The sequence below is a fragment of the Verrucomicrobiota bacterium genome, assembly GCA_039027815.1.
In the GTDB taxonomy this organism is placed as follows: Bacteria; Verrucomicrobiota; Verrucomicrobiia; order Verrucomicrobiales; family JBCCJK01; genus JBCCJK01.
The window spans coordinates 1-22,545 of sequence record JBCCJK010000003.1; the positions used below are offsets into that span (position 1 = coordinate 1).

25 protein-coding genes are annotated in these 22,545 nt (G+C 62.6%); 19 read left to right on the forward strand and 6 right to left on the reverse strand.

What is annotated here, in order from left to right:
* Positions 1 to 280 precede the first annotated feature (280 nt).
* Together AAF555_01750 and lexA are read right to left on the reverse strand one after the other, a co-directional pair.
* Positions 281 to 991, reverse strand: a complete 711-nt coding sequence (locus AAF555_01750) for a type 1 glutamine amidotransferase (protein MEM6910281.1) — start codon at positions 989 to 991, stop codon at positions 281 to 283.
* 350 nt (positions 992 to 1,341) lie between these two features.
* Complete coding sequence (lexA, locus tag AAF555_01755) at positions 1,342 to 1,953, reverse strand: transcriptional repressor LexA (protein ID MEM6910282.1); 612 nt, start codon at positions 1,951 to 1,953, stop codon at positions 1,342 to 1,344.
* Between the two features lie 89 nt (positions 1,954 to 2,042).
* Between lexA and AAF555_01760 the strand changes: the two genes are divergently transcribed.
* Genes AAF555_01760 through AAF555_01770 form a run of 3 tightly spaced genes read left to right on the forward strand, consistent with a single transcriptional unit; the run spans position 2,043 to position 4,728 of the window.
* Positions 2,043 to 2,669 (forward strand): tetratricopeptide repeat protein, encoded by a 627-nt coding sequence (locus tag AAF555_01760; GenBank protein ID MEM6910283.1) that lies wholly within the window; start codon positions 2,043 to 2,045, stop codon positions 2,667 to 2,669.
* The gene (locus tag AAF555_01765) at positions 2,669 to 3,565 is read left to right on the forward strand and encodes a D-alanyl-D-alanine carboxypeptidase family protein (protein ID MEM6910284.1); all 897 of its coding nucleotides are present in this window, start codon (positions 2,669 to 2,671) and stop codon (positions 3,563 to 3,565) included. The genes AAF555_01760 and AAF555_01765 overlap by 1 nt, the downstream gene beginning before the upstream one ends.
* On the forward strand, positions 3,565 to 4,728 hold the full coding sequence (locus AAF555_01770) for an 8-amino-7-oxononanoate synthase (GenBank protein MEM6910285.1): 1,164 nt from the start codon (positions 3,565 to 3,567) through the stop codon (positions 4,726 to 4,728). Before AAF555_01765 ends, AAF555_01770 begins: the two co-directional genes overlap by 1 nt.
* Before the next feature lie 15 nt (positions 4,729 to 4,743).
* Here the strand turns inward: AAF555_01770 and AAF555_01775 are convergent, their stop codons facing one another.
* Positions 4,744 to 5,145, reverse strand: coding sequence for a hypothetical protein (locus AAF555_01775; GenBank protein ID MEM6910286.1), 402 nt, complete (start codon positions 5,143 to 5,145; stop codon positions 4,744 to 4,746).
* Between the two features lie 184 nt (positions 5,146 to 5,329).
* Between AAF555_01775 and AAF555_01780 the strand changes: the two genes are divergently transcribed.
* The 11 genes from AAF555_01780 (at position 5,330) to AAF555_01830 (ending at position 14,122) form a co-directional block, all read left to right on the forward strand.
* Positions 5,330 to 5,926: an N-acetylmuramoyl-L-alanine amidase gene (locus AAF555_01780; protein MEM6910287.1), complete on the forward strand. Its 597-nt coding sequence runs from the start codon at positions 5,330 to 5,332 to the stop codon at positions 5,924 to 5,926.
* A 76-nt stretch (positions 5,927 to 6,002) separates the two neighbouring features.
* On the forward strand, positions 6,003 to 6,293 hold the full coding sequence (locus AAF555_01785) for a hypothetical protein (protein ID MEM6910288.1): 291 nt from the start codon (positions 6,003 to 6,005) through the stop codon (positions 6,291 to 6,293).
* Positions 6,294 to 6,362: 69 nt separating this feature from the next.
* Positions 6,363 to 7,259 carry a universal stress protein gene (locus AAF555_01790; protein ID MEM6910289.1) on the forward strand — a complete coding sequence of 299 codons (897 nt, stop codon included), beginning with the start codon at positions 6,363 to 6,365 and terminating at the stop codon, positions 7,257 to 7,259.
* A 14-nt stretch (positions 7,260 to 7,273) separates the two neighbouring features.
* The gene (gene mbhE, locus AAF555_01795) at positions 7,274 to 9,964 is read left to right on the forward strand and encodes a hydrogen gas-evolving membrane-bound hydrogenase subunit E (GenBank protein ID MEM6910290.1); all 2,691 of its coding nucleotides are present in this window, start codon (positions 7,274 to 7,276) and stop codon (positions 9,962 to 9,964) included.
* Between the two features lies 1 nt (position 9,965).
* Positions 9,966 to 10,280: an NADH-quinone oxidoreductase subunit K gene (locus AAF555_01800; protein ID MEM6910291.1), complete on the forward strand. Its 315-nt coding sequence runs from the start codon at positions 9,966 to 9,968 to the stop codon at positions 10,278 to 10,280.
* Complete coding sequence (locus AAF555_01805; GenBank protein ID MEM6910292.1) at positions 10,277 to 11,761, forward strand: proton-conducting transporter membrane subunit; 1,485 nt, start codon at positions 10,277 to 10,279, stop codon at positions 11,759 to 11,761. The genes AAF555_01800 and AAF555_01805 overlap by 4 nt, the downstream gene beginning before the upstream one ends.
* Entirely contained in the window at positions 11,758 to 12,072 is a 315-nt protein-coding gene (locus tag AAF555_01810) for a Na+/H+ antiporter subunit E (protein MEM6910293.1), read from the forward strand. Before AAF555_01805 ends, AAF555_01810 begins: the two co-directional genes overlap by 4 nt.
* A gap of 6 nt (positions 12,073 to 12,078) precedes the next feature.
* Positions 12,079 to 12,324 carry a monovalent cation/H+ antiporter complex subunit F gene (locus tag AAF555_01815; GenBank protein ID MEM6910294.1) on the forward strand — a complete coding sequence of 82 codons (246 nt, stop codon included), beginning with the start codon at positions 12,079 to 12,081 and terminating at the stop codon, positions 12,322 to 12,324.
* Positions 12,321 to 12,611 carry a monovalent cation/H(+) antiporter subunit G gene (locus AAF555_01820; GenBank protein ID MEM6910295.1) on the forward strand — a complete coding sequence of 97 codons (291 nt, stop codon included), beginning with the start codon at positions 12,321 to 12,323 and terminating at the stop codon, positions 12,609 to 12,611. The genes AAF555_01815 and AAF555_01820 overlap by 4 nt, the downstream gene beginning before the upstream one ends.
* A gap of 74 nt (positions 12,612 to 12,685) precedes the next feature.
* Positions 12,686 to 13,741 (forward strand): host attachment protein, encoded by a 1,056-nt coding sequence (locus tag AAF555_01825; protein ID MEM6910296.1) that lies wholly within the window; start codon positions 12,686 to 12,688, stop codon positions 13,739 to 13,741.
* A gap of 90 nt (positions 13,742 to 13,831) precedes the next feature.
* A complete protein-coding gene (locus tag AAF555_01830) occupies positions 13,832 to 14,122 on the forward strand; it encodes a winged helix-turn-helix domain-containing protein (protein ID MEM6910297.1) in 291 nt (96 codons plus the stop codon).
* Here AAF555_01830 and uraD read toward each other — a convergent pair whose 3' ends face one another.
* Positions 14,123 to 14,611 (reverse strand): 2-oxo-4-hydroxy-4-carboxy-5-ureidoimidazoline decarboxylase, encoded by a 489-nt coding sequence (gene uraD, locus AAF555_01835; GenBank protein MEM6910298.1) that lies wholly within the window; start codon positions 14,609 to 14,611, stop codon positions 14,123 to 14,125.
* Positions 14,612 to 14,641: 30 nt separating this feature from the next.
* Between uraD and pucL the strand changes: the two genes are divergently transcribed.
* Complete coding sequence (gene pucL / locus AAF555_01840) at positions 14,642 to 15,496, forward strand: factor-independent urate hydroxylase (protein ID MEM6910299.1); 855 nt, start codon at positions 14,642 to 14,644, stop codon at positions 15,494 to 15,496.
* Positions 15,493 to 16,278 (forward strand): xanthine dehydrogenase accessory protein XdhC, encoded by a 786-nt coding sequence (gene xdhC / locus AAF555_01845; GenBank protein ID MEM6910300.1) that lies wholly within the window; start codon positions 15,493 to 15,495, stop codon positions 16,276 to 16,278. The genes pucL and xdhC overlap by 4 nt, the downstream gene beginning before the upstream one ends.
* 45 nt (positions 16,279 to 16,323) lie before the next feature.
* Here xdhC and AAF555_01850 read toward each other — a convergent pair whose 3' ends face one another.
* Positions 16,324 to 16,761 carry a nucleoside deaminase gene (locus AAF555_01850; protein MEM6910301.1) on the reverse strand — a complete coding sequence of 146 codons (438 nt, stop codon included), beginning with the start codon at positions 16,759 to 16,761 and terminating at the stop codon, positions 16,324 to 16,326.
* 4 nt (positions 16,762 to 16,765) lie between these two features.
* A complete protein-coding gene (locus AAF555_01855) occupies positions 16,766 to 18,178 on the reverse strand; it encodes a solute carrier family 23 protein (GenBank protein ID MEM6910302.1) in 1,413 nt (470 codons plus the stop codon).
* Positions 18,179 to 18,277: 99 nt separating this feature from the next.
* Between AAF555_01855 and preA the strand changes: the two genes are divergently transcribed.
* Genes preA through hydA form a run of 3 tightly spaced genes read left to right on the forward strand, consistent with a single transcriptional unit; the run spans position 18,278 to position 22,330 of the window.
* On the forward strand, positions 18,278 to 19,402 hold the full coding sequence (gene preA, locus AAF555_01860) for an NAD-dependent dihydropyrimidine dehydrogenase subunit PreA (protein ID MEM6910303.1): 1,125 nt from the start codon (positions 18,278 to 18,280) through the stop codon (positions 19,400 to 19,402).
* 4 nt (positions 19,403 to 19,406) lie between these two features.
* Positions 19,407 to 20,900, forward strand: coding sequence for a CoA-acylating methylmalonate-semialdehyde dehydrogenase (locus AAF555_01865; protein MEM6910304.1), 1,494 nt, complete (start codon positions 19,407 to 19,409; stop codon positions 20,898 to 20,900).
* Positions 20,897 to 22,330 carry a dihydropyrimidinase gene (hydA, locus tag AAF555_01870; protein ID MEM6910305.1) on the forward strand — a complete coding sequence of 478 codons (1,434 nt, stop codon included), beginning with the start codon at positions 20,897 to 20,899 and terminating at the stop codon, positions 22,328 to 22,330. Before AAF555_01865 ends, hydA begins: the two co-directional genes overlap by 4 nt.
* Positions 22,331 to 22,545: the final 215 nt, after the last annotated feature.

Below are 22,545 nucleotides of genomic sequence, written 5' to 3' on the forward strand. Positions count from 1 at the left end.
GGCGGGTGCGATGGGCCGATTCGCAAACCACCCACCCACCCAAGGCCCTTCCGGCTACCTATCACAAGGGTAAGGCAGCACCCAGAACAAGAAGTCTCCCCCCACCGCGCCGGGGACGTCGCGGGCCACCGGAGAAGTGGTGGGATGCAAGTGATTGCTGGACCACATCCAACCCAAATAAGACAGCAGGAATGGGATGACCAGAAATCTCCCTCACCTCAACGGTCATCCTCTGCTCTCCTACCCTTCAAAGCACCACTCGTTTCAGTCCGATCGACCGCTAGGCCGGAAACACCCGAGGCAACCACCAATCGAGCACTCGGCTCAAGACCTGATGGGCCTCCTGAAAGCGCCCTTCCTCGGCCAAAATCTCACAGGCACTTTGGACAAAGTCCCCCCCGGTCTCGAGCTCCCGACCCGCCTCTCGCACCAGGCCCTCCCCATCCGCCAAACGCATTTCCAAATGAAATTGCAAACCGAGCACCCGCCCCCGCCAAAGAAACACCTGCCGAGCACAGGCCTCACTCGCAAAGAGGGGGACCGCCTCTCGCGGCCAAGAGAACGTGTCCCCATGCCAGTGCAGCACTTCCAGCCCCGCTGGGAAACAGTCTTGCAGCTCCGCCGCCGGGCCCTCACTCGGTAGCCGCCTCAGAGGAAACCAACCGATTTCTACCTCCTGATTCCGGCTCACTTTGCCTCCCAGCGCCTCCGCCAACAGCTGCGCGCCCAAACAAATCCCGAGGGCGGGCTTTCCCTGCTCGAGGTAGCTTCGCAGGAAGGCCCGCTCTTGGGGCAACCAGGGGTGAAGCGCGTCTTGGTAAATGTTCATCGGTCCCCCCATCACCACCAACAGGTCGATCTCCTCCACCTCGGGCAGCGCCTCCTCGGCCCAAAAGCGCGTTACGCTCACCAGGGCCCCGCGCCGTTTCCATTCCGCCTCCAAGCTCCCCAGCCCTTCGAAAGGGACATGCTGCAACCAGTGAACCCGCATCGGGCAAGATGGTGAATGATCGGGCGCTTGGCCAAAGAAAAGCGGGCCCGCTCCGAAAGAACCCCACTTTTTCTACCAAGCAGCCGATGCAAAGGGGAAAGCGGCCGTCTGCACTCCGGAATCTGATACCAAGCTCCAGAATTGGCTGGTAGAATGGCCGAGTGGATTTCGGGCCAGACCAAGGCGCGACGAGGGCGCGGTGCAGGCACCGTAACCGAGGAGCAACGCTGGGCTGGCTCGAAAGACACCGGCTCTCCCCTCCCCGCGCTTCAGCGCCTCTTCCCCACAACACCTTCCCTCCATTCTAACAGTGAATTCTGGAGGTTGGTATGAGGACTGAAACCTCACCCTCAAGCCGCCCGTCGCAGAAGCGAAACCAGCACCCCCTGCACCACCAATTCCCGCGCAGGCTGGAGATCGGGGTACTCCTCATTTTCCGCCCGGAGGTAAGGCTGCCCCTGGTTGACGACAAAGCGCTTGAGAGTAGTCTCGCCATCGATCAAGGCCGCCACCACGTCGCCATCGCGCGGCTGGCGCGGCTCCAAAATGACGGTGTCTCCGTCACAGATGTGGGCGTCGATCATGGACTCCCCATGGACTTTGAGCGCGAAGAGCCCTTTGTCCCGCCTCAAGCCCAGCAGAGAGGGGTCCAGCGAAATGACTTCGTCCGGCTCTTGGCCCGTCTCCTGGGGCATGCCGGCCGCAATCCTTCCATAGACCGGAATGTCCCAGACCTCCGGCCGTTCCAAATCCTCTGGAAAGACGACCGCCCGGGCCTTCCCCGGCAGCCGCTTGATGACGCCCTTTCGCTCCAAAGCGCGCAAGTGACTGACGGCGGCCGTCTGGCTGGCAAAGCCGAAGTGCCGCTGGATTTCTCGGGTGGAGGGCATCAGGCCCTTTTCCCGCTGATGCTGTCGGAGATAGTCAATCAGCTCTTGTTGGCGACGGGTGATTCCGTTCATATGAGCAGTTTGTTCTGGCGAACAGCAGCGGTCAACTGAAAAGTCGAGTCTGCGATTTGCACCGGGCCTGGTTTTCCTCACGTTTCTGGATGCACCGATCTCTTCTTTGTCTCCTGGTGGCGCTGCCCGGCTGGGGCGAAGCCCAGCCCAGCAAGCCGGCCCAGGCCGCCGCCGCCTACCAAGCGCGCGATTGGGAGCAAGCCGCGAGGCTTTACCAGGAGATCCTCGCGACCCAGCCGAGCGACGAAGCCACCCTCGGCAACTACGGACTGGTTCTCTACCGACTTGAGCGCTGGGAAGAGGCGGAGTCTCTTTTGAGCGAGGCCGTGCAGAGCGCCCCGGAGCTGGCGCGCTGCTGGAGTGCGCTTGGCCTGTTGGCCTTTCGGCGGGGGGAAGTGGAGCTGGCCATTGCCCATCACCTGCGGGCGGTCGCTCTCGAACCGGAAAACGCCCGTGTCCATGGCCATCTGGGAGTGGCGCTTTACGAAAAGGGCTGGTTCCTCGGGGCGGAAACCGAGCTGCGGCGAGCCCTCCAGTTGGATCCCGACTTTGCCGATGGGCACTACAACTTGGCCGTCATCTACCTCGCCAAGGAAACGCCCGCCATCGAGATGGCCCGGCGCCACTACCGCCGCGCTCGCGACCTGGGCGTCCCTGCCGATGAAGGGATCGAGGCGCAATTGACCCCGAGCGAAATCGAGCCCAGTTCTCCCTGATGCCACTCCGCTTCCTCGCTCTTCTCTCGCTGCTTTCAGTGGTCGCCTGCCAGGTTGGCTGCATCGACTCGGGACCCGCCGCCTCTGGCAGTCGAGCGCCCTCGGCCCCGCCGCTCGCCTACCAAGACCCGCTCGCCATCGCGAGGCCGCTGGCCGCCCCGGCCGAAGCCGTCCCGGTGGTCTCGGAGTCGGCCATTGTCATCAATGCGGACACCGGCCACATTCTCTACGCCAAGAACATCGACGAGCGCCGCGCCGTCGCCAGCACCCAGAAACTCCTGACCGCCCTCCTCGTCATCAAGGAAGGCCACCTCGGCCAAGCGGTCACCGTGGTGGCCCAGGACACCGAGGTCGAGCCCACCAAAATCGGCGTGAAAGCGGGCGAGCGCTACACCCGGCTGCAATTGCTGGAAGCGCTGCTCATCAAAAGCGGGAACGACATCGCCAACGTCCTCGCGCGTGACCATTCCGGATCCTACTCCGCCTTTGTTCAGGAAATGAACACCTTCGCCACCCTGGTCGGCATGAAGAACTCGCGTTTCCTCAATGCGCACGGCCTGACCGAGCCGGGGCAGTTCTCGACCGCCCGCGACATCGCCCGTCTGGGCTGGATCGCGCACCGCGTGCCTCTCATCCGCAAATACGTGCAGACAAATGAATTCACGTTCTCGTATGCCGACGGTCGCCGCCGCGTCTTCGAAAACACCAACAAGGTCCTCGCCAGGATGCCGGCCTGCACCGGGATGAAAACCGGTTACACCCGGGCCAGCGGTCGCTGCCTCGTGAGCTCGGCCGAAGCCAATGGCAAGCGAGTCATCGCCGTGGCCCTGGGCGGGACCCATCGCTCCATCTGGGATGACTCCGTCAAGCTGCTCAAGTTTGGCCTCACCCAGTGATGCGGGACCCGAGCGAAGAACTGGCCGCGCTCGCATCGGCCCAGCTCCGCCGGAGCTTGCGGGCGGTGGAGAGTCCCACCGGCCGCTGCCTCCGACTCGACGGGCGAGAGCTTCTCGATTTTTCGAGCAATGATTACCTCGGGCTGGCCCATCACCCGGCCCTGGTGGAAGCCTTCGCCCGCGCTGCTCGGGAGCACGGGGTCGGCAGTGGCGCTTCCCGCCTCCTCTCCGGCAGCCTCGGCCCCCACCGCGCGCTCGAAGAAGACCTGGCTCGCTTCAAATCGACGGAAGCCGCCCTCACCTTCGCCACGGGCTACGCCACGGCCGTGGGGACCTTGAGCGCGCTCTGTGGGAAGGGGGATTTCCTGCTCCTGGACAAGCTCTCGCACGCCTGTCTCATCGATGGCGCGCGACTCTCCGGTGCCCGCCTCCGGGTCTTCCCTCACAATCATCTGGGCAAGCTCGAGAGTCACTTGCGCTGGGCGCGTGAGCAAGCGGGGCCGAAAAGCCGGATCCTGGTGGTCACCGAATCCGTCTTCAGCATGGATGGAGACCGCTGCCCGCTGCCCGAAATCGTGGACTTAAAAAATCGCTATGGCGCGTGGTTGCTCCTGGACGAGGCCCACGCCCTCGGGGTGGTCGGCCCGGGAGGACGTGGCCTGGCGGCAGAACTTCAGCTGGCCCCCGAAGTCGAACTGCAAATGGGCACCCTCGGCAAGGCCCTTGGCACGGCCGGAGGCTACCTGGCTGCCTCCCGCCCCATCGTGGATCTCTTGATCAATCGAGCGCGCTCCCTCATTTACAGCACCGCCCCGCCCCCCGCCCAGGCAGCCGTGGCCCGAGCGGCTTTGCAGCTTTTGCTCTCGCCCGAAGGCACCGAGCGGCAAGCCCGTCTCCAAAAGAACCTCGCCACCTTCGCCCGGCAGACCGGCCGCCCCCTCCCGGAAAGCGCCATTCTGCCCCTGGTCTTGGGCCAAGAATCGAAAGCGCTCGAGGCCCAAGCGAGCTTGCTGGAAGCGGGGTTCTTCGTGCCGGCGGTCCGCTACCCCACCGTCGCCAAAAAACAGGCCCGCCTCCGCCTTACCTTAAGCGCCGCCCACACCACCGAAGACCTCCTAAGCCTGACCCAAAACCTCCCTCCCGGGCTGAAAGCCGAACCCTGAAGCCGAAAGCCCCCCTCACTCTCGAGTCCGATAGGGCGTCCCACAATGAGGACAAACAAACCGACCCGTGGTGATGATGTCAATCATACAGGACGAGCGGTAGGAGAGAGGACCATGCTTGCGGGCGTCCCGGTTGATCACGTTCATGGTATGCCCGAGAACATTAGCCTGACACAATCCACAGCGGACCTTCCGGGAAATGAGGTATTCCCAGAGAGAGAAAACGCCGAAGAGGACCAGCCCGCCGAAAAAGCCGAAAACGAGATTTTTGCGGTCGGCCACGAAGATCAAAACGACCGAGGCAATCGCTCCCAGCATGGCCAAGCGACTGAAGGCATGCAGCCAGCAGATGAGAATCAAGCGCCCCGGATGGCGGAAAAACCGGGCATGCTGTCGGAGGACGGGGGCCTTGGCCATGGCCAAAAGCAGTAAGAGAGAAGGGGCTCAAGGCAAGATGAGAAATCATTCGGGCCACGAAATTTTTAAGCTTCCTTAAAAGTTCATCTCGCTTAGTAAATTCTAGAAATTATAATAATTATAAAATACTCCTTGTTCTGAATGATCTAATTTTCTATAATTTCCGGGTCAATTAGAATAAACAATGTCCCGATTTCTTGCTCTTTTTCTCTTTTCCCTGACGGCGGGGCTGATGGCTCCCGAGCTCAAGGCGAGTCCTTTCGACACGATTGTGATCGATCCAGGGCATGGTGGGAAAGACAACGGGGCCCTCTGGGGAGGCGTGAAGGAGAAAGAGCTCAACTTGAGCGTGGCCCTTCGCCTGAAGCACCTTTTGGAATCTCGCGGCAAGCGGGTCGTCCTGACCCGTTCGAGCGATCGCTTTGTCTCGCTCGAGGAGCGCTGCCGGATCGCCAATCGCTACCATCGCTCCCTCTTCCTCAGCCTACACTTCAACGCGGCTCCGCGTCTCGGTGCCCGTGGCATTGAAACCTTTTACTACGGGCGACGCGGCCGCCAGCTCGCGGACCAGGTCCATGCCCACCTGCTGGAGGGAGTCGACTTCTATGACCGGGGAATCAAGCGCAAGCGCTTCCATGTCCTCCGCGGGACCCGCGCGCCCGCTGTGCTGGTGGAACTCGGGTTCTTGAGCAACCCCGTCGAGCGAAAAATCTGCGCTCATCCCGCCTACCATGACATCGTGGCCCGTCAGTTGGCCTTGGCCGTGCTTCGGTATCGCTAGGCCCCCTGAGCGAGGACCGGCCGCGAAGCCTTGAAATCTGAAATCGAAAAACCGCCAACTCGTGGTTCTCTCCTCCATGTCTGAGGATGAACTACAAATCCGGGAGCGCGCCTGGGTCGGCGATGCCGTTCTCTGCCTCTTCGCCCGCCGTTGGGTCCTGGCCCAAGACGGCAAAATGGATGGGGAACGCGTCATTCGGCTGACCTCCAACAAGTTTCTCAGCGCTCTCGGCAATCCCACCAAAGTCGAGGCCCAAATCGGCGCGGTCTTCGAACAAGAGGGCCTGAGCGCCGCTTTCCAACACATCGAAACCGCCCTCCTTCCCCTCTTTCTAAAACAGGAAAAAAACCGCCGGACTTTAAAATGAAATTGAAATCACGAATTTAGTTGCGTGTTTTTTTCTTCAGCATAACCTCGGCCGCAATTCACTCACCGCATGAAACGATTTCAGCGCCTTCTTGTCATTCACGACCCCTTGGTCGACAACCGTTCCCTCTGGCAATGGTGCCGCCAGCTCAATGCGGTGTCCCAGCCGGAACGCATCGACGTGTTGGCACCCGTCGACTGGCCGCTCCCCGAATACTCAGGCGCGGACGAGCAAGAAGTCAGCCCGCCCTCTGCCGACCAGGAGCTGTCCGAGGCCATCGCGAGCGAGGCCGAGGGCTTGCCGATCGAGCTCCATTTCAGCCGGGGAGAAGGACTTCGGGAAGCGCTTCAGCTTCTCCGCGGGGGCGAGTTCGACCTCGTCCTGACGACCTTGCAGGATGAGCGCAGTCGCATCTTCGCCGAGCGTCTTACCCGCAAAAGTCCAGCCGGCGTCTTGGCCGTCCCCAACGGCGCCTCCTTCCCGCCGCTCTCCATCGCGGCCGCGGTCGATTTCTCTGACCTCTCGCCCCTCACCATTGAATGGGCCCAAGCCTTTTCGACCCTCTCTCCTGAAAATCAGGGCCGCAAGACCGTCCTCCACTTCGTGCGGGTGCCCACCACCCGCCTCTCGGCTTCCCACGGGACCGACGTGCTCGAGCCCGGCTACCTCGAATCGGGGCAGCGCCACCTCACGACCTTCATGGAAGAACTGCCCCAGAATGACACCCGCTGGGAGCACACGGTCGACTCCAGCCTCTTTCCTGGCGGCAGCATGGCCAGTTATGCCAACAATCAGGACTGCGATCTGCTCATCCTGGGCAGTCATGGATCGAACGCCCTTAGTCTGGCCCTCCTCGGGAGCAACACCGCAGACGTCCTTCGCCGGAGCCAAAAGCCGGTCTTGGTGGTGAAGCGCAAAAACGAAAGTCTCGCCTTCCTGCTCCAGCTCCTGGGCATGCGGAACTGACGACCTCTGGGCTCATGGAATCCTTGCTTCTGCTGCTCGCTCTCCCCGCAGCGCTTGCCCTCCTTGTGCTCGTGGGGGGCGTCCTCGTCCGCCGGGGCCCGCTCCTGGCTGGCGGCCTCATCGCCCTGGCCTACGGGGCTGCAGCCGTCTGGCTTTTGTGGGCCCTACCCACCTTGGAAGAAGTCCTCTGGAGCCGTCCTTGGGTCGAAGCGCTCGGGATGAATTTGGCCCTCCGCTTGACGCCCTTCACCGCCTGGTTTGGGGCCATCATCTTCGGCATCGGCGGCTGCATCGCGCTTTATGCCAGTGGCTACTTCGCCCAGGACCGGCGGCTCCCCTTTCTCCTCGGCAGTCTCGGGCTCTTCACGACCGCCATGTTGGGCGTCCTTTGGTCGGACAATCTCCTGCTCCTATTCCTCTTCTGGGAAGGCACCTCGCTGCTCTCCTTCCTGCTGGTGGGCTTCAATCATGGCCAAGCGCTCAATCGCCAAAAGGCCTCCCAAGCCCTCCTCGTGACCTTCCTGGGCGGGGCCGCCCTCCTCGCGGGCATCCTCCTGGTCCAGGCCCATTATGGGACCGTCCTCATCAGCCAACTCCTAGCCATGGAGAACCCCGATGCGGGAGGGCCGATTGGCCGCATCGCCTTGCTCCTCATCGCAGTGGGCGCGCTCACCAAGTCCGCCCAGTGGCCTTTTCACTTTTGGTTGCCGAACGCCATGGCCGGGCCCACCCCCGTCTCCGCCTACCTCCACTCCGCCACCATGGTCAAAGCAGGGGTCTTTCTGCTGGCCACGCTCGCGCCCCTCCTTCGTGACCACCCCATTTGGACACCCCTCTTGGTGATCTGCGGCATTCTCACGGTGCTGACGGCCGTCTTGCGGGCGGCACGCGAGGACGACCTCAAATCCATCCTCGCTTCCACCACTCTGGGGGCCCTCGGTTTCCTGACCGTGCTGGCAGGAGTGGGCAGCCCCTCCGCCCTCTTGGGCTTTGTCATCTTCCTGACGGCCCACGCCTTTTACAAGGCACCTCTCTTCCTCTGCGCCGGCAATCTGGAAAAAAGCTTTGGCACGAGAAATCTCTCTCAACTACGCGGTGCCGCCCGCAAGCTGCCCGTGACCGGCCTCGCCCTGACGCTCTCCACGCTCTCGCTGGTGGGCGTGGCCCCCCTGCCCGGTTTCCTGGGCAAGGAATACCTGCTCAAAGCGGCCTGGGCTTACTCGCCCTGGGTGGCTTTGGGAGTGGCCTTCGCGGCGGCCGGGGTGCTGGCTCTGGGACTTCGTTTCCTTATCCCGCTCTGGCTGCCCGACCGGGATGCCAAGTCGCCCAAAAAGCTTCCCGTCCCCCTCTCCCTGGCCGCCTGCCTGCCAGCCCTGGGGGCCATCGCCCTCGCCTTTTCCCTCCCCCAAGCTAGCCACCGTTTCCTCGGACCGGCGGCCACCTCCCTCGGCGCTTACGCGGAAGCGTCCTACCAGTTCTGGTATGGCTGGACGCCTGCCTTGTTTCTGAGTTTGGGAGCGATCGCGTTTTCTCTGGTGTTGACCTATTTCTTGAGCCGCCCTCACCGTCCGGCCCTCTCCCCCACTTGGTCTCCCCTCTTCGAGCCCTTCTACCACACCGTCATCGCCGCCCTTCGCCAAGGGGCGAGCGCCTTCGCCAAGTGGCTCGTGGCGGGCTCCCTTTCCCGGCAGCTTCTCCTGATGTTGGCCTTCGTCGGCACGCTCTCCCTCCTGGCCCTTCAGCCGGGCAATTGGCCGCGGCCAGAGCTTTCCTTTCCACCCCAGTCCCTCGGCGCGGTCGGCATCGCCCTCTTACTGGGTTTTGCGACCGTGGCGGCCGCTCGTTCCCGGCGCTTGATTCCCCTGCTCGTCTCCCTCGGGATGGTCGGCTTGCTGGTGGCGGCGCTCTTTCTCTGGTTCAGCGCGCCCGATTTGGCTCTCACGCAGTTGCTTGCGGAGACGCTTCTCTTGTTCCTTTTGGTCGGGGCCTTGGGGCGCTGTTTCCCTCAGAAGATCGAGACCCATCACCCGGTCTCCCGCCTCGTCATCGCCTCGGCCACCGGACTGCTCGTGAGCGCGCTCGTCTTCAAGGCCATGCTGGTAGGCGATGCCAGCCCGCTGGCCGCCTACTTTCTCAACACCAGCCTCCCGGAGGCCTACGGGGCCAATGTCGTGAACGTCATTTTGGTGGACTTCCGGGCGCTGGACACCTTTGGAGAAATCACCGTCTTGGCCATCGCGGGCTGGGGCCTGACCGCGGCCTTGGGGGCTCGACGGGCCTCCCAGACCTCCCTGGGGACCTTCCGCTCCCCCTGGATTGAAACCGCCCGCCGCCCCTTCTTCTTCGTGCTCCTCCCGGTGGCTCTCTGGACCTTTTGGCGAGGGCACAACGAACCCGGCGGCGGTTTCATCGGGGCCCTCGTGGCGGGCGCGGCCGTGGGCTATTGCCTCCTCTCGGGCATTCCCCGTCAAGAGCGCTTGGTAGATCGCTTGGCCTTTTGGCTGCCGGTAGCCGGCTTGCTGACCGCGCTCGTGGCCGCCCTCTCCCCGCTGCTGGTGGGCAAAGCCTTCTTCCAAGGACTTTGGTGGCATTCCGGGGACTTGCATCTGGGGACGCCCCTGCTCTTCGACCTCGGGGTCTTTCTCACCGTGATCGGGTTCACCCTGAGCTACCTCCGCCGCACCCTCGCCAGCCCCACAGCCTAACATGGAACTCATCATCGCCCTCACCATCGGCCTCCTGGCGGCCGCCGGAGTCTACCGCCTGACCGGTCGGACCCGGATCGACGTGCTGGCCGGCCTCATTCTCCTGGGCCAAGCCGCCAATCTGACCATCTTTGCGGCCGGGGGCCTCCAGCACAATGCGGCCGCGCTGCTCGACAAAAGCCAAAAAGGCCAAGCCATCGACCCCACCGCCTTCGCTGATCCCCTCCCCCAAGCGCTCGTCTTGACCGCCATTGTGATCGGCTTTGGCCTCATCGCCTTCGCCCTCACACTCCTGCCTCGCCAACCCGAAGAATGACTCCCGACGCCGCCCTTCTCCTGAGCCTCTTCGCACCTCTCGTGGGAGCGATCTTCTGCCTCTGGCCGCGGGGCCGCCGCTTCTGGGCGGTGGCCGGCATCGCAGCTGGCTTGATCGGTTCCAGCTCCCTGCTCTTCTTCACCGCGGATGGCTCCGTCCACGCGCTCGCCTCGGGCTCCTGGCGAGCGCCTTTCGGGATCGTCTTGGTGGCTGATGCCTTGGCCGCCTTCCTCTTGGTGGTTTGCCAGCTAGTGGTCCTGGCGGGGATTCTTCTGCTCTCCCACCCACGCTACGCCGGGCTGCGTCGGCGGCAGGCGCTTCCACTGCTGCTGACCCTCTCACTGGGAGCCAGCGGCGCCTTTCTGACCGGCGATCTCTTCAATCTCTATGTCTGGTTCGAAGTGCTCCTCCTCTCCTCCTTCGCGCTCATGAGTTTGGTCCGGGGGCAGGGCACCGGGGGAGAAGTCTGGCGTTACGTCATCATCAATCTCGTTTCCTCCCTCCTCTTTCTGGCGGGCGCTGGGCTCATCTACTCGAAAATGGGCACGCTCAATTTCGCCGACCTCCACCTCCGTCTCCAAGAAAGCCCCCAAGGCTTCCTCGTGGACAGCTCGGCCGCCCTTCTCTTTGGCGCCTTCGGCATCAAAGCGGCGCTCCTCCCCCTGGCCTTCTGGCTGCCCCATTCTTACCCGCTTCTGCCGGGCCCGATTGGGGGGATTTTCGCCGGAATTCTCACCAAGGTCGGCCTCTACGCCTTCTACCGGGTCTTTGGCTTTGTCTTCGCGGAAGACGGCAGCTTCCCGTGGCAACCCCTCCTCTTGGTTCTGGCCATTCTGACCATGTTGGGCGGGGTCTTGGGGGCGGTCGCGCAAGGAGAAATGCGCCGCATCCTGACCTTTCACATCATCAGCCAAGTCGGCTACATGGCCCTGGCCTTGGCCCTCTTCACGCCCTTGGCTCTGGCCGCAGGGATCTACTACCTGGCGCACCACATCATCGTGAAAGCCAATCTCTTCTTTGCGGCCGGCCTGGTGGAAACTCGGACGGGCTCCTCCCAGCTCGATCAAGTGAGGGGCCTGGCCGTGAGCGCCCCCGTCCTGGCCTGGCTCTTCGCCCTTCCGGCTCTCTCCCTGGCGGGACTACCCCCGCTCTCCGGCTTCTTCGCCAAATTCTCCCTCCTACGCTCGGCTCTGGAGGCGGGGGAGATCCTCTCGGCGGTCGCGATCGTGCTGGTCGGTTTGCTCACTCTCTTCTCCATGCTGAAAATCTGGTTGGCCGTCTTCTGGGGGGATCCCGATCCGGAAGCGCCCGCGCGCTCGCTTGGCCGACTCGGTCCGGCTGCCAGCCTCGGCCTCGGCTTGGTCACGGTCTCGGTCGGGCTCTTGGCCGGACCTCTCTTCGAAATCGCCCAGCGGGCGGCCTACAATCTCCTAGAACCCACCGCTTACCTCGAAGCCGTGCTCGGCCCGCTCGTGCCATGATCGCTCTCCTCGTCTTCCCCTTTTATTATCTCTGGGCGGTCGTGAGCGGCTCCCTGCGGATCGCGCGCGACGTCCTCAGTCCCCACCCCCGCATCGCCCCCGTGCTGGTCAAGGTGCCCTTGTCTCTGCCCTCCTCCCGGCAGCGACTTCTCTTGGCCTACCTCATCACGATGACGCCGGGCACCTTGTCGGTCGATGAGCGGGATGGCTGCCTCCTGATCCATTCGCTCTACGACGCCGAGAACCCCCAGGACCTCGTCGATGAAATTCTGAAGCGCTACCAGCCAGTGGTCGCTCGCCTCCCGTTCTGACCCGCCATGTTGAACCTCGCCATCGTCCTTCTCGCGATCTCGCTTGCGCTCAGCTTGGCGCGCCTGGCCACCGCTCGCCTGATGGCCGACCGCATCATCGCGCTCGATGTGGTCAGCTTCCAGCTCCTCGGAATCGCCGTCCTGTTGGCCTTCTTCGATGAAAATCCGCTCGCGCTCCAGTTTGCCTTTGCCCTCTCGCTCTTGGGCTTCCTCGCCACCGTGCTCCTATCCCAACTCCTCCGAAAATCATGATCGCGGAAATCCTCCTCATCCTAGCCAGCGCCTTCTTTCTCGTGGCCTCTCTCGGGCTCTTTCGCCTGCCGGAGGGGCTTCCGCGCTTGCACGCCGGCACCAAAGCCTCCTCCCTGGCGGTGCTCCTGCTGGTCATCGCCACCATCCTGCGCTTTCCCGAACCGGGCCCAGTCATCCTGGCCCTCGCAAGCGGCTTGCTCGTCTTTGCCACCGCTCCACTCGCTTCCCACGCCATCGCCATTCATCTCACCAAGGGGAAAGCGGGGCAGAAAAATGACAACACCTGACTCTTTTTTCGTGAATATAAAGACATCTATTTAGGTGGGTTCCGCTTGTGGGGGAGACCCAGGGCACTCCTCTTATGCAACCCACCAAACTCGAAAAATACATCCGCGCGCTGGCCAGCTCCCCGGAGACCTCTTCTCCGGTCATCAGCGCTTTCTTTGATTTCACCCAGCCCGTCACCAAGCTGGAACGAGACTTCCATTCCTGGTGCAGCCTCACCCGGCACACGTTCAAGGCGGAAGCCCAGGTCGACTTCCTAGAAGCCGCCGAGGAGATCCGCTCCTGGCTTCACGCTCCCCACGCCGTGAGCGGGGCGGTTTTCTCTCGCTGGGGCGATCAACCCCTCTTCTTGCCGCTCGATTTCCACGTGCCTCTGGAGACCTCCTTCCATGCCGATGACTTCGCCATCATCTATCCACTGGTGGAGCTGCGTGATCGCTTCGACCGCTTTGTCGTTGTCCTCACCACCAATGAATTCGCTCGCATCGTGGAGGTCAATCTCGGGGAAACCTCCCTCGAAGTCCTCACCGACCGACCCGCCCTCCGTCAACGCCTCGGCCGGGAATGGACCCGGGAGCACTATGCCAATCATCGTCGCGACCGAGAACGCCTCTTCGTGAAAGAAAAAATCGAGGTCCTCGAGCGGCTGATGGCCAAACAAGGTCACAATGCCCTCCTCATCGCTGGCCAGCCCAACTGTGTGGCTCGCCTTCGCGATTCCTTGCCGCGAGCGCTCCGGGAGAAACTGGTCGATGAGATTGCGACCGGCTTCACCGATCAACGGGTGGGTGAACTCATGGAAAAGGCTGTCGAAGCTTTCCTGGCCGCCGAGCGAGAGGAGTCGCAGGCCACCGTCAAGCGCCTCGACCAAGCCATCCGATCCGACGGCTTGGCCACCGTGGGTGTGGAAGCCACCAAACAGGCCTTGGAGCGCGCCCAGGCTGAGTGTCTCGTGCTCTCCAAAAACCTTCTCAGCGTGGATCGGGAAGCGCTGCTGCGCTTGGCCATACCCCAGCGCCTGCCGGTCGAGACAGTCGAAAACTCCCAGCTACTCGACCACCACGGAGGAGCGGGGGCCCTGCTTCGGTATCGCTGGGAGAACGTGCTCACTCCGGGAGAGGCCTTGCTCTGACTACCGGGCCGAAGGAAGGGGTCGTCCTACCCGACAACTTCCCTTTGTTTCTTTTCGTATAGGTGCTATCGATTTCGTGACTTCCGTTTCATGACCCCTCTCAAAATCGCGGCCCCCACCTGGACTTTCCTCACCAATCACACCCACATCTTGGTGGCCCTCTCCCGACAGCCAGACCTTCGGGTGCGGGATCTGGCGGAAGAAGTCGGCATCACGCAGCGGGCGGTGCAACGAATTTTGGCCGAGCTGATCGACGACGGGGTGCTCAAGGCGGAAAAGCACGGCCGCCGTAATCAATACCGCATCGACCATCGCAAAAAACTGCGCCACCCCCTGGAAGGCAAACGGACCGTGGGGGAACTCCTCCACGTCCTGACTTAATCAGGCAGCGGGCTCGATGGCCTGCTCCAAACGCAATTTCGCGATCAGGTGAATCTGACGAAGCGCCTCCTCGACCTCGGCTTCACGGGAATTCTCCAAGCGCCTGCGAAACGCGTCCAAAATCCCGGCTTTCTCCACCAAAGCCACGCAGAGAATGAAGGGAAAGCCAAAACGCTCTCGGTAGCCTTGGTTCAAGCGCGTGAACTCCTGAAATTCGCTATCCTCCAAGCGATCCAAGCCGAGGCGCGATTGTTCCCGCGCGGAGTGCTCGCTCAGCTCCCGTTGCCGACCCAGCTTTCCTCCCAAATCGGGGTGGGCTTGGATCAATTCCAGCTTCTTTTCCGGGGGAGCTTGTTCTACCACCTCCCCCATGGCCGCCGCCAGCGCCCTCCGATTTGAGAAAGGCCGCCGGCCGACGACCGCTTCGGCGACCCAGGGGGAATGCTCATACATCCCCCCGAACTCGCGGACAAAGCACGCGCGATCCATTCGATTGATTTCACTCAGATCCATGACGGAATGAAGCACCAGCAAAGCAAACTGACAGCCAATCGCTACGGGAAACACAAAGTGCGCGTCCTGAAAGTGCTGCGGGAAGGCCAGGACCACCAAGTCTGTGAAATCGAAGCGGACATCCTCCTGGAAGGCGATCTCGAAGCCTCCTACCTCTCCTCCGACAACAGCTCGATTGTCCCGACCGACACCGTCAAAAACACCGTGCACTTCTTGGCACACGACCACTTGGAGACCGGGCGGACGGCCTTCGCTGCCGTTCTCGGGAGGCACTTCCTCGAGAAATACCCGCACCTCAGCGGTCTCTCGGTCGAACTGCGGGAGCAGGTCTGGAACCCGATGCCCGTGAACGGAAAAGCGCATCCCCACGCCTTCTTGGCAGAACGCAATGGCCAGCGTTTTACCACCGGACGCTTCACCCGGGACAGCCCCGCCAAATTGACGGCCGGCCTGCGCGATCACCTGCTCATGAAAACCACCGGATCGGGCTTTGTCGGCTACCACGAATGCGACTTGACCACCCTGCCACCGACCACCGACCGCCTCTTCGCCACCAAGATGGCCTGCGAATGGACCCTGGCCGAGGTCCGCGTCCCGGATGCGGAAACGGAAAAAAAGGTGCTGGAGGCGGCCTACGAAATTTTCGCCAGCACCTACAGTCCCTCCGTCCAGCGCACCCTCTTCCAAATCGGCGAAGCGGCTCTCCAGGCAGCCAGCGAGATCGAAGAGATTTCCCTCCGCCTGCCCAATGTGCACTACCTCAACTTGGACCTCAGCCGTCTCGGTCGCCCAGACCAGCGGCAAGTCTTTCTGCCGACTGATGAGCCGCACGGCCAGATCGAGGCCACCCTCACCCGATGAACTCGTCGGCGGTCTGGGAAGAGGTGTCCGCCCTCCAGCGGGCCGGGATCGACAGTGTGGTCATCACCCTGACCGCCGTGCGGGGGAGCACCCCCGGTTCTTTGGGGGGCAAGGCCGTGGTCAGCGCCGGAGGCTTGGTCGCAGGCAATCTCGGTGGCGGTCGCGTGGAAGCCAAAGCCATCGCGACCGCGCAGGCCATGCTGGAAAAGGGACAAGAGGAGCTGCTCTCTCAGCGCTGGCATCTGCAGCGCGATGTCGGGATGACTTGTGGGGGGGCCATGGAATTTCTCTTCGAGCCGGTCCGGGCTCACTCCACTTGGCATCTCCTCCTTTTCGGCGCTGGGCACGTCTCCCAGGCTCTCGCCCAAGTGCTCGCGACCCTGCCCTGCCAGGTGGAGGTCATCGATGTGCGGGACGACTGGCTGGAAAAGCTTCCGGCCGCAGCCAACCTGACCCGAAGGAAGGTCGAACGCTTCCAAGACGGCGTCGCCTTCCTGCAAGCCCACAGCTACCTTCTATCCATCACCCAAGGCCATGCCACGGACCGGCCCGTCCTCCGAGAGGCCCTTCGTCAGTTTCCCGACTTGCCCTTCGTAGGCGTCATCGGGAGCGCCTCCAAGCGCGCGGTCCTTCTGAGAGAGTTGGCTGAAGATGGGATCGCCGAAGAAACCCGCGAGGCCATCGTTTGCCCTCTCGGCCTGCCCCTCGGCGGAAATGATCCGGCCGAGATCGCCATCAGCATTTCAGCTCAGCTGCTGCAACGACGCGGCCACCAGGCCTGATCGGAAGCCCCGCAGAGAAACCAGCGGCCCGGGGGGCGTGGCCAGTCAGACGCCAATGTCTTCATTCCAAAGCTCTGGTTTGGCTTGGATGAAATCGGTCATGAGTTGGATGCAGGTGGGATCATCTAAAACCTCCAGCTTGACGCCTTGGGATCGCACATACTCTTCGGGACCTTGGAAGGTGCGGTTTTCACCCACCACCACGTGGGGGATTTTGTAGAGCAAGGCCGCTCCCGAGCACATCGGGCAGGGAGAGAGCGTGGAGTAGAGCGTGCACTTTTCGTAGGTGGCGGCCGTCAACCGGCCCGCGTTTTCCAGGCAATTCATCTCCGCATGATGGATCACGCTGCCTGCTTGCACTCGCTGATTGTGTCCTCGGCCAATGATCTCCCCTTCGCAGACCAAGACCGAGCCGATGGGAATGCCCCCGCTCTCCAAGCCCTTGCGGGCCTCTTCAATGGCAGCTTGCAAAAAGAGATCCATCCGCTCACTCCGCTTTCGGTTCTTTCCATGCCAGGAGACCCCGTTCGGAGTCGGTTCCCGGGAGAGTGTTATCGAGCAAAAGGGCGATGAAGGCGCCGACCGACATCCCAGAAGAGCCGATGGTGGAAACCATGTCCCCTAGCCACTGCCAAGGACCTTCGATCAAAGCGCCTTCCCGGGCTTTGAAAAACTCGGGAAGCGACAAGCCCATAAAGAGAGAAAAGCCAATCACGAAGAGATTACGGGTCGAGTTGAGGTCCACAAATTGGAGATTGCTGAGGCCGACCGAAGCGATCATGCCGAACATGACGCAATACATCCCCCCGACGACCGGGCGAGGCAGGGTCGAAAACAGGGCTCCAAATTGACCGGAAATGGCCAGCACCACCATGATGACCGCTCCGCATTGGACCACCCGGCGCGAGCCCACCCGGGTCAAGCCAATCGCGCCGATGTTCTCCGAGTAACTGGTGGTGCCATTGCCCGAACCAAAGATCCCGGCCAGGAGACAGCCGATTCCTTCAAAGCCAATCCCGCGATTCACCGTCCGGCTCGTAGGGAGGGGTGCCCCCGAGAGTCGGGCGCAGGCATAGTAATCGCCCACCGACTCGATGATCGAGGCCAAGTAGCCCGCCAACATCCCCACAAAGGCCGCGAGCGTGAACTGCGGCACGCCCCATTGGAACGGGTAAGGCACTTGCAAGACCGGAGCCTCGGCCACTTTGGAAAAATCGGTGAAGGCGGGATGGGTCGCCGGAAGGACCCCGGTCACGCTCAAAAGAATGCAGGTCAGCCAGGCGCCCGCAATTCCCAGGATGATGGGGTAGAGATCAAAGACCCGGTGTCGCCCGCGTAGAAATTGGCCAAAGAGAATCAGCAAACCAATCGTCAAGCCACCGATCGGCCAGTAAGCGCCGGCCCCTGCGGAGGTCGCGCCAAATTGGAACAAGGCCAAGCCAATGAGCGCGATGGTGGGGGCGATCACCACCGGCGAGACCAAGCGCAAAAGACGCCCCACCACGCCCGTGAAACCGATCACGATTTCCACCAAGGCTCCCGCGATGATGGCGCCTTGCACATGCTGCATCTTGACCGCGAACCCCGCCTCGGCCACGCCCGCCATCCCACAGATGGCAATGGTCGGCGCCAGAAAGGAAAAGGTGCCTCCTTGAATAATGGGGAGGCGATTGCCAAAGGTGCTCTGCAAGAGCGTGGAGATTCCCGAAACGAAAAAAATGGTGCCGATCAGCTGCCCGACCTGCGCGGGCGAGGCTCCCAAGGCGTCCGCCAGAATGAAAGGAATCGCCACCGTCGAACCAAACATCGTGAGGTAATGCTGGAAGCCGAGCGGGACGGCCTCGCGGAAGGGCGGTTTGTCCTCGATGCGGTAAAGTAGTTGGCTGGGCTTCGGTTCCATGCGGTCGCGGCGGGGTGGAGGCGCGGCCGGGAGGCTTTCACTGGACTTGGCCTTGGAACGCGATCTGCTGCCTGATCTCCTTCACCACGCGCAAAAACCATGCCGACCTTAGAGACCCACGTCAACGGACTAACCCTGCCCAACCCTTTCGTCATCGGATCGGGCCCCCCTGGAACCAACCTCCGCGTCATCAATCGCGCCTTCAAGGATGGCTGGGGCGCGGTCATCGCCAAGACCATCAGTTTGGATGCTTCCAAGGTGGTCAACGTCGGCCCGCGTTACGCCAAATTGAAATCGGCGGATGGCAAGGAAGTCATTGGCTGGGAAAACATCGAACTCATCAGCGACCGGGGCTTCGACAAATGGCTCGATGAATTCAAAGCCTGCAAAGACGAATACCCGGACCGCGTCCTCATCGCTTCCGTCATGGAGGAATACCAGAAGGACAATTGGTATGAACTCATCGAGCGCTGCCAAGAAGCCGGCGTGGATGCCTTTGAGCTCAATTTCTCTTGCCCCCACGGCCTGCCCGAAAGAAAAATGGGCGCCGCCATGGGACAGGATCCTGAAATCCTCTCCGAGGTCTGCGGCTGGGTCAGCCAGGCCGCCAAGGTGCCGGTCTGGGCCAAGATGACGCCCAATGTGACCCACATCGAGGACCCCGCCCGCGCCTCCCTGGCCGCCGGCTGCGAGGGCGTCTCCGCCATCAACACCATTCGCTCCGTCATGGGCGTGGATTTGGAAACCCTCCGTCCCGAGCCCACGGTCGAGGGCTACACCACCCCCGGTGGCTACTCCAGCAAGGCCGTGAAACCGATTGCCCTCCGCATGGTCATGGAACTGGCGCAAATGATCCGCAGCGAATTCCCCGACCGGTCCCTCTCAGCCATCGGCGGAGTCGAAAGCGGAGCCGACGCCGCCCAATTCATCTTGCTAGGGGCCGACACCGTCCAAGTCTGCACCGGCGTCATGAAATTTGGCTACAAGTGCGTGCAGAAAATGAATGAAGAACTGCTCGCCTTCATGGAAGCCAAGGGCTTTGAAACGCTCGCCGAATTCAAAGGGCATAGCCTCGACTACTTCACGACCCACGCCGAGCTGGTTCGCAGGCAAACCGAACGCAAGGCCAAGGAAAAAGCCGAGAAAGAAGGCATCGTGGTCGCCGATGGCCAATGGGACGGAGACGACTTTGTGAAGCAGTCCGACGCCCTCGCGCGGAACTGACACCATGGAGGTCTTGCCCAATCTCGTCGGAGGGCAATGGGTCACCCCTTCCGGGGCCGAGACCGTCCCCGTGATGAACCCCTCCCGGGGGGAAGGACTGGCGCAAGTTCCCCTCTCCTCCCCGGCCGAGGTGGATGCGGTGGTTCAGGCGGCGCAGCAGGCCTTCCCCGCTTGGCGGGAAACCCCTCCCGGGGAACGGGCCCAGGTCATGTTTCGCCTGAAGGGCCTCCTAGAGGAGGAGTTTGAGGACTTGGCCCGGGGCATCTCGCGGGAGCATGGCAAGACCCTGGTGGAAGCGCGGGGCGATCTCCGTCGGGGCATCGAAATGGTGGAGTTCGCCTGCGGCGCCCCCACCCTCTTGATGGGGGAATCGCTCGAGAATCTGGCCAGGGGCATCGACTGCCAGACGGCACGAGTGCCCCTGGGGGTGGTGGCCGGAATTTGTCCCTTCAATTTCCCGGCCATGGTTCCCCTCTGGATGTGGCCCTTGGCGCTCGTCTGCGGGAATTGCTTCGTCCTCAAGCCCTCCGAAAAGGTCCCGCTCACCATGCAACGCGTGGCCACCCTCCTGGAAAAAGCCGGCTTGCCAGGGGGCGTCTTTTCCATCGTGCATGGCGGACAAACCACCGTGGAGGCCCTCCTGGAACACCCGGCCATCGCGGCCATCTCCTTCGTCGGTTCCACCCCGGTGGCCCGCGCCCTCTACCAAAAAGCCTGCCATCACGGCAAGCGCGTCCAAGCCGCGGGCGGGGCCAAGAATTTCGTGGTCATCCTGCCGGATGCGGACCCCGAAAAAACGGCCGAAGCCCTTCGCGATAGCTCTTTCGGCTGCGCCGGGGAACGCTGCATGGCGAGTTCGGTGGCCGTCGCGGTGGGCGAGGCAGGCAACCGGGTTCTCCCGGCTTTAGTGGACCTAGCCAAGGGCATGCAAATCGGGCCGACCGATACCGAGGCCCAACCCGATATGGGGGCCCTCATCACCGCCGCCCACCGGGACCGCGTCCGCCACCTCATCACCCAAGGCCAAGCCCAAGGCGGCGCGCTCCTAGCGGACGGTCGCGCTGCCAGGGTGGCCGAAGCTCCAGAAGGCTTTTACCTCGGGCCCACCATCGTCGATCACGTCGACTACCAAAACACCCTCGCCACCACCGAGGTCTTCGGCCCCGTCCTGAGCGTCATGCGCACTCCCACTCTCGCCCAAGCCATCGCGGCCGCCAATCGCCAAGCCTTCGGCAATGGCGCCAGCATCTTCACCAGCTCTGGGAAGTCGGCCCGCGAATTCCGCCACCAAGTTTCCGCTGGCATGGTGGGCGTCAACGTGGGCGTGCCCGCCCCTCTCTCCTACTTCCCCTTCACCGGTTGGAACGAAAGCTTCTTCGGGGACCTCCACATGCAGGGCAAAGAGGGCGTCGCCTTTTACACCAAACAGCGGACCACCACCACCCGCTGGTTCCAAGTGGGCGAAGGAGACATTTGGGTCAAAGAGGGAAGCCGATGAGTTTGCTGATCAAAAACGGAACCGTCGTCACCAGCGAGCGCGAATTCGTGGCCGATGTCCTCTGCCAGGGCGAGACCATTCAGGCAGTGGGCAGCCACTTGGAAGGGCCCGCGACCGCCGAAGTCATCGACGCCACGGGCAAATTTGTCTTCCCAGGATTCATCGATCCCCATGTCCACATCTACCTGCCCTTCATGGGGACCTTCGCCAAAGACGACTACGCATCGGCCAGCCGCGCCGCGCTCCTGGGAGGCACCACCACTCTCATCGAGATGTGCTGCCCAGCTCGACAGGAAGATCCTCTCGAAGCCCTCGCGCTCTGGCGGAGCAAGGCCGAAGGGATCTCCGCCTGTGACTTCACTTTCCACATGGGCGTGACCCGCTTCGATGAGCAAACCGCAGCCCAGCTTCAGGAAATCGTCAAGCAGGGCGTGGCCTCCTTCAAAGTCTTCCTTGCTTACAAGGGGGCCTTCGGGATCGACGACCGCGAACTCTACCAAGTGCTCCGTCTGGCCAAGGAGTTGGGGGTCATCGTGACCGCCCATTGCGAAAACGCCGACCTCGTGAGCGAACTGCAAGCCGACCTCGTGGCGCAGGGCCGGCTCGGACCCGAGTGGCATGAACCCTCCCGCCCCGTGCGAGTGGAGGTCGCGGGCTGCCAGCACCTCATGGCCTTCGCCGAACTGACCGGGGCCCATGTCTACGTGGTGCATACCAGTTGCGCCGAAGCCATCGAAGCCATCACCGCCGCCCAGCGTCGCGGGGTCCAGGCTTGGATCGAGACCGTCATCCCTTACCTCACCTTGGACCGCAGCCACGCCGAGCAAGCGGACTTCGAAGGGGCGAAATTCGTCATGAGCCCGCCGCTCCGGGAAAGCTCGCAGCAAGCTCTTCTCTGGGAGGCTCTGGCCGAGGGAACGATCGACACCGTCGCGACCGACCACGCGCCTTTTGATTTCGCGACCCAAAAACAAATGGGCCATCCCGATCCGGAAAAAGCCCTCACAGCGGACTTCTCGCCGCGGGGCGAAAGCGCCAACTTCACCCTCATCCCCAATGGCATTCCGAGCGTGGAAGAGCGGGTCAAGCTGCTCTATTCCGAGGGCGTCGTCACCGGCAAGATCGATCGCCAGACCTTCGTGCGCACCGCCAGCACGGCCGCGGCCCAACTCTTCGGCCTCTATCCACGGAAAGGCGCCATCGCCCCGGGCAGCGACGCCGACCTCGTGGTTTGGGATCCAGAATATCGAGGCGTCATTTCCGCAGCCACCCAGGCCATGAACGTGGACTACTCCGGCTTCGAAGGTCGTGAATTCCAAGGCCGAGCCGAACACGTCACTCTGCGGGGAGAAGTGGTCGTGCGGGATGGCCTCTTTGTGGGTGCCCCCGGGCAAGGCCGCTTCCTGGCCCGTCCGCCCACTCATTTTTGAAGCGTCAGAAAGCAGCGGCCGGTCGTCCCGCTCTCCTCCTTGGCCTCATACCAAGCCGCAGAATTGGCTGGTAGAATGGCCGAGTGGATTTCGGGCCAGACCAAGGCGCGACGAGGGCGCAGTGCAGGCACCGTAACCGAGAAGCAACGCAGGCCTGGCTCGAAAGACACCGGCTCTCCCTTCCCCGCGCTTCAGCGCCTCTTCCCCACAACACC

Coding starts and splice junctions, on each gene's coding strand:
- AAF555_01750 (MEM6910281.1), bottom strand. CDS start 991: ATGCGGGTTCACTGGTTGCAGCATGTCCCTTTCGAAGGGCTGGGGAGC.
- lexA (MEM6910282.1), bottom strand. CDS start 1,953: ATGAACGGAATCACCCGTCGCCAACAAGAGCTGATTGACTATCTCCGA.
- AAF555_01760 (MEM6910283.1), top strand. CDS start 2,043: ATGCACCGATCTCTTCTTTGTCTCCTGGTGGCGCTGCCCGGCTGGGGC.
- AAF555_01765 (MEM6910284.1), top strand. CDS start 2,669: ATGCCACTCCGCTTCCTCGCTCTTCTCTCGCTGCTTTCAGTGGTCGCC.
- AAF555_01770 (MEM6910285.1), top strand. CDS start 3,565: ATGCGGGACCCGAGCGAAGAACTGGCCGCGCTCGCATCGGCCCAGCTC.
- AAF555_01775 (MEM6910286.1), bottom strand. CDS start 5,145: ATGGCCAAGGCCCCCGTCCTCCGACAGCATGCCCGGTTTTTCCGCCAT.
- AAF555_01780 (MEM6910287.1), top strand. CDS start 5,330: ATGTCCCGATTTCTTGCTCTTTTTCTCTTTTCCCTGACGGCGGGGCTG.
- AAF555_01785 (MEM6910288.1), top strand. CDS start 6,003: ATGTCTGAGGATGAACTACAAATCCGGGAGCGCGCCTGGGTCGGCGAT.
- AAF555_01790 (MEM6910289.1), top strand. CDS start 6,363: ATGAAACGATTTCAGCGCCTTCTTGTCATTCACGACCCCTTGGTCGAC.
- mbhE (MEM6910290.1), top strand. CDS start 7,274: ATGGAATCCTTGCTTCTGCTGCTCGCTCTCCCCGCAGCGCTTGCCCTC.
- AAF555_01800 (MEM6910291.1), top strand. CDS start 9,966: ATGGAACTCATCATCGCCCTCACCATCGGCCTCCTGGCGGCCGCCGGA.
- AAF555_01805 (MEM6910292.1), top strand. CDS start 10,277: ATGACTCCCGACGCCGCCCTTCTCCTGAGCCTCTTCGCACCTCTCGTG.
- AAF555_01810 (MEM6910293.1), top strand. CDS start 11,758: ATGATCGCTCTCCTCGTCTTCCCCTTTTATTATCTCTGGGCGGTCGTG.
- AAF555_01815 (MEM6910294.1), top strand. CDS start 12,079: ATGTTGAACCTCGCCATCGTCCTTCTCGCGATCTCGCTTGCGCTCAGC.
- AAF555_01820 (MEM6910295.1), top strand. CDS start 12,321: ATGATCGCGGAAATCCTCCTCATCCTAGCCAGCGCCTTCTTTCTCGTG.
- AAF555_01825 (MEM6910296.1), top strand. CDS start 12,686: ATGCAACCCACCAAACTCGAAAAATACATCCGCGCGCTGGCCAGCTCC.
- AAF555_01830 (MEM6910297.1), top strand. CDS start 13,832: ATGACCCCTCTCAAAATCGCGGCCCCCACCTGGACTTTCCTCACCAAT.
- uraD (MEM6910298.1), bottom strand. CDS start 14,611: ATGGATCGCGCGTGCTTTGTCCGCGAGTTCGGGGGGATGTATGAGCAT.
- pucL (MEM6910299.1), top strand. CDS start 14,642: ATGAAGCACCAGCAAAGCAAACTGACAGCCAATCGCTACGGGAAACAC.
- xdhC (MEM6910300.1), top strand. CDS start 15,493: ATGAACTCGTCGGCGGTCTGGGAAGAGGTGTCCGCCCTCCAGCGGGCC.
- AAF555_01850 (MEM6910301.1), bottom strand. CDS start 16,761: ATGGATCTCTTTTTGCAAGCTGCCATTGAAGAGGCCCGCAAGGGCTTG.
- AAF555_01855 (MEM6910302.1), bottom strand. CDS start 18,178: ATGGAACCGAAGCCCAGCCAACTACTTTACCGCATCGAGGACAAACCG.
- preA (MEM6910303.1), top strand. CDS start 18,278: ATGCCGACCTTAGAGACCCACGTCAACGGACTAACCCTGCCCAACCCT.
- AAF555_01865 (MEM6910304.1), top strand. CDS start 19,407: ATGGAGGTCTTGCCCAATCTCGTCGGAGGGCAATGGGTCACCCCTTCC.
- hydA (MEM6910305.1), top strand. CDS start 20,897: ATGAGTTTGCTGATCAAAAACGGAACCGTCGTCACCAGCGAGCGCGAA.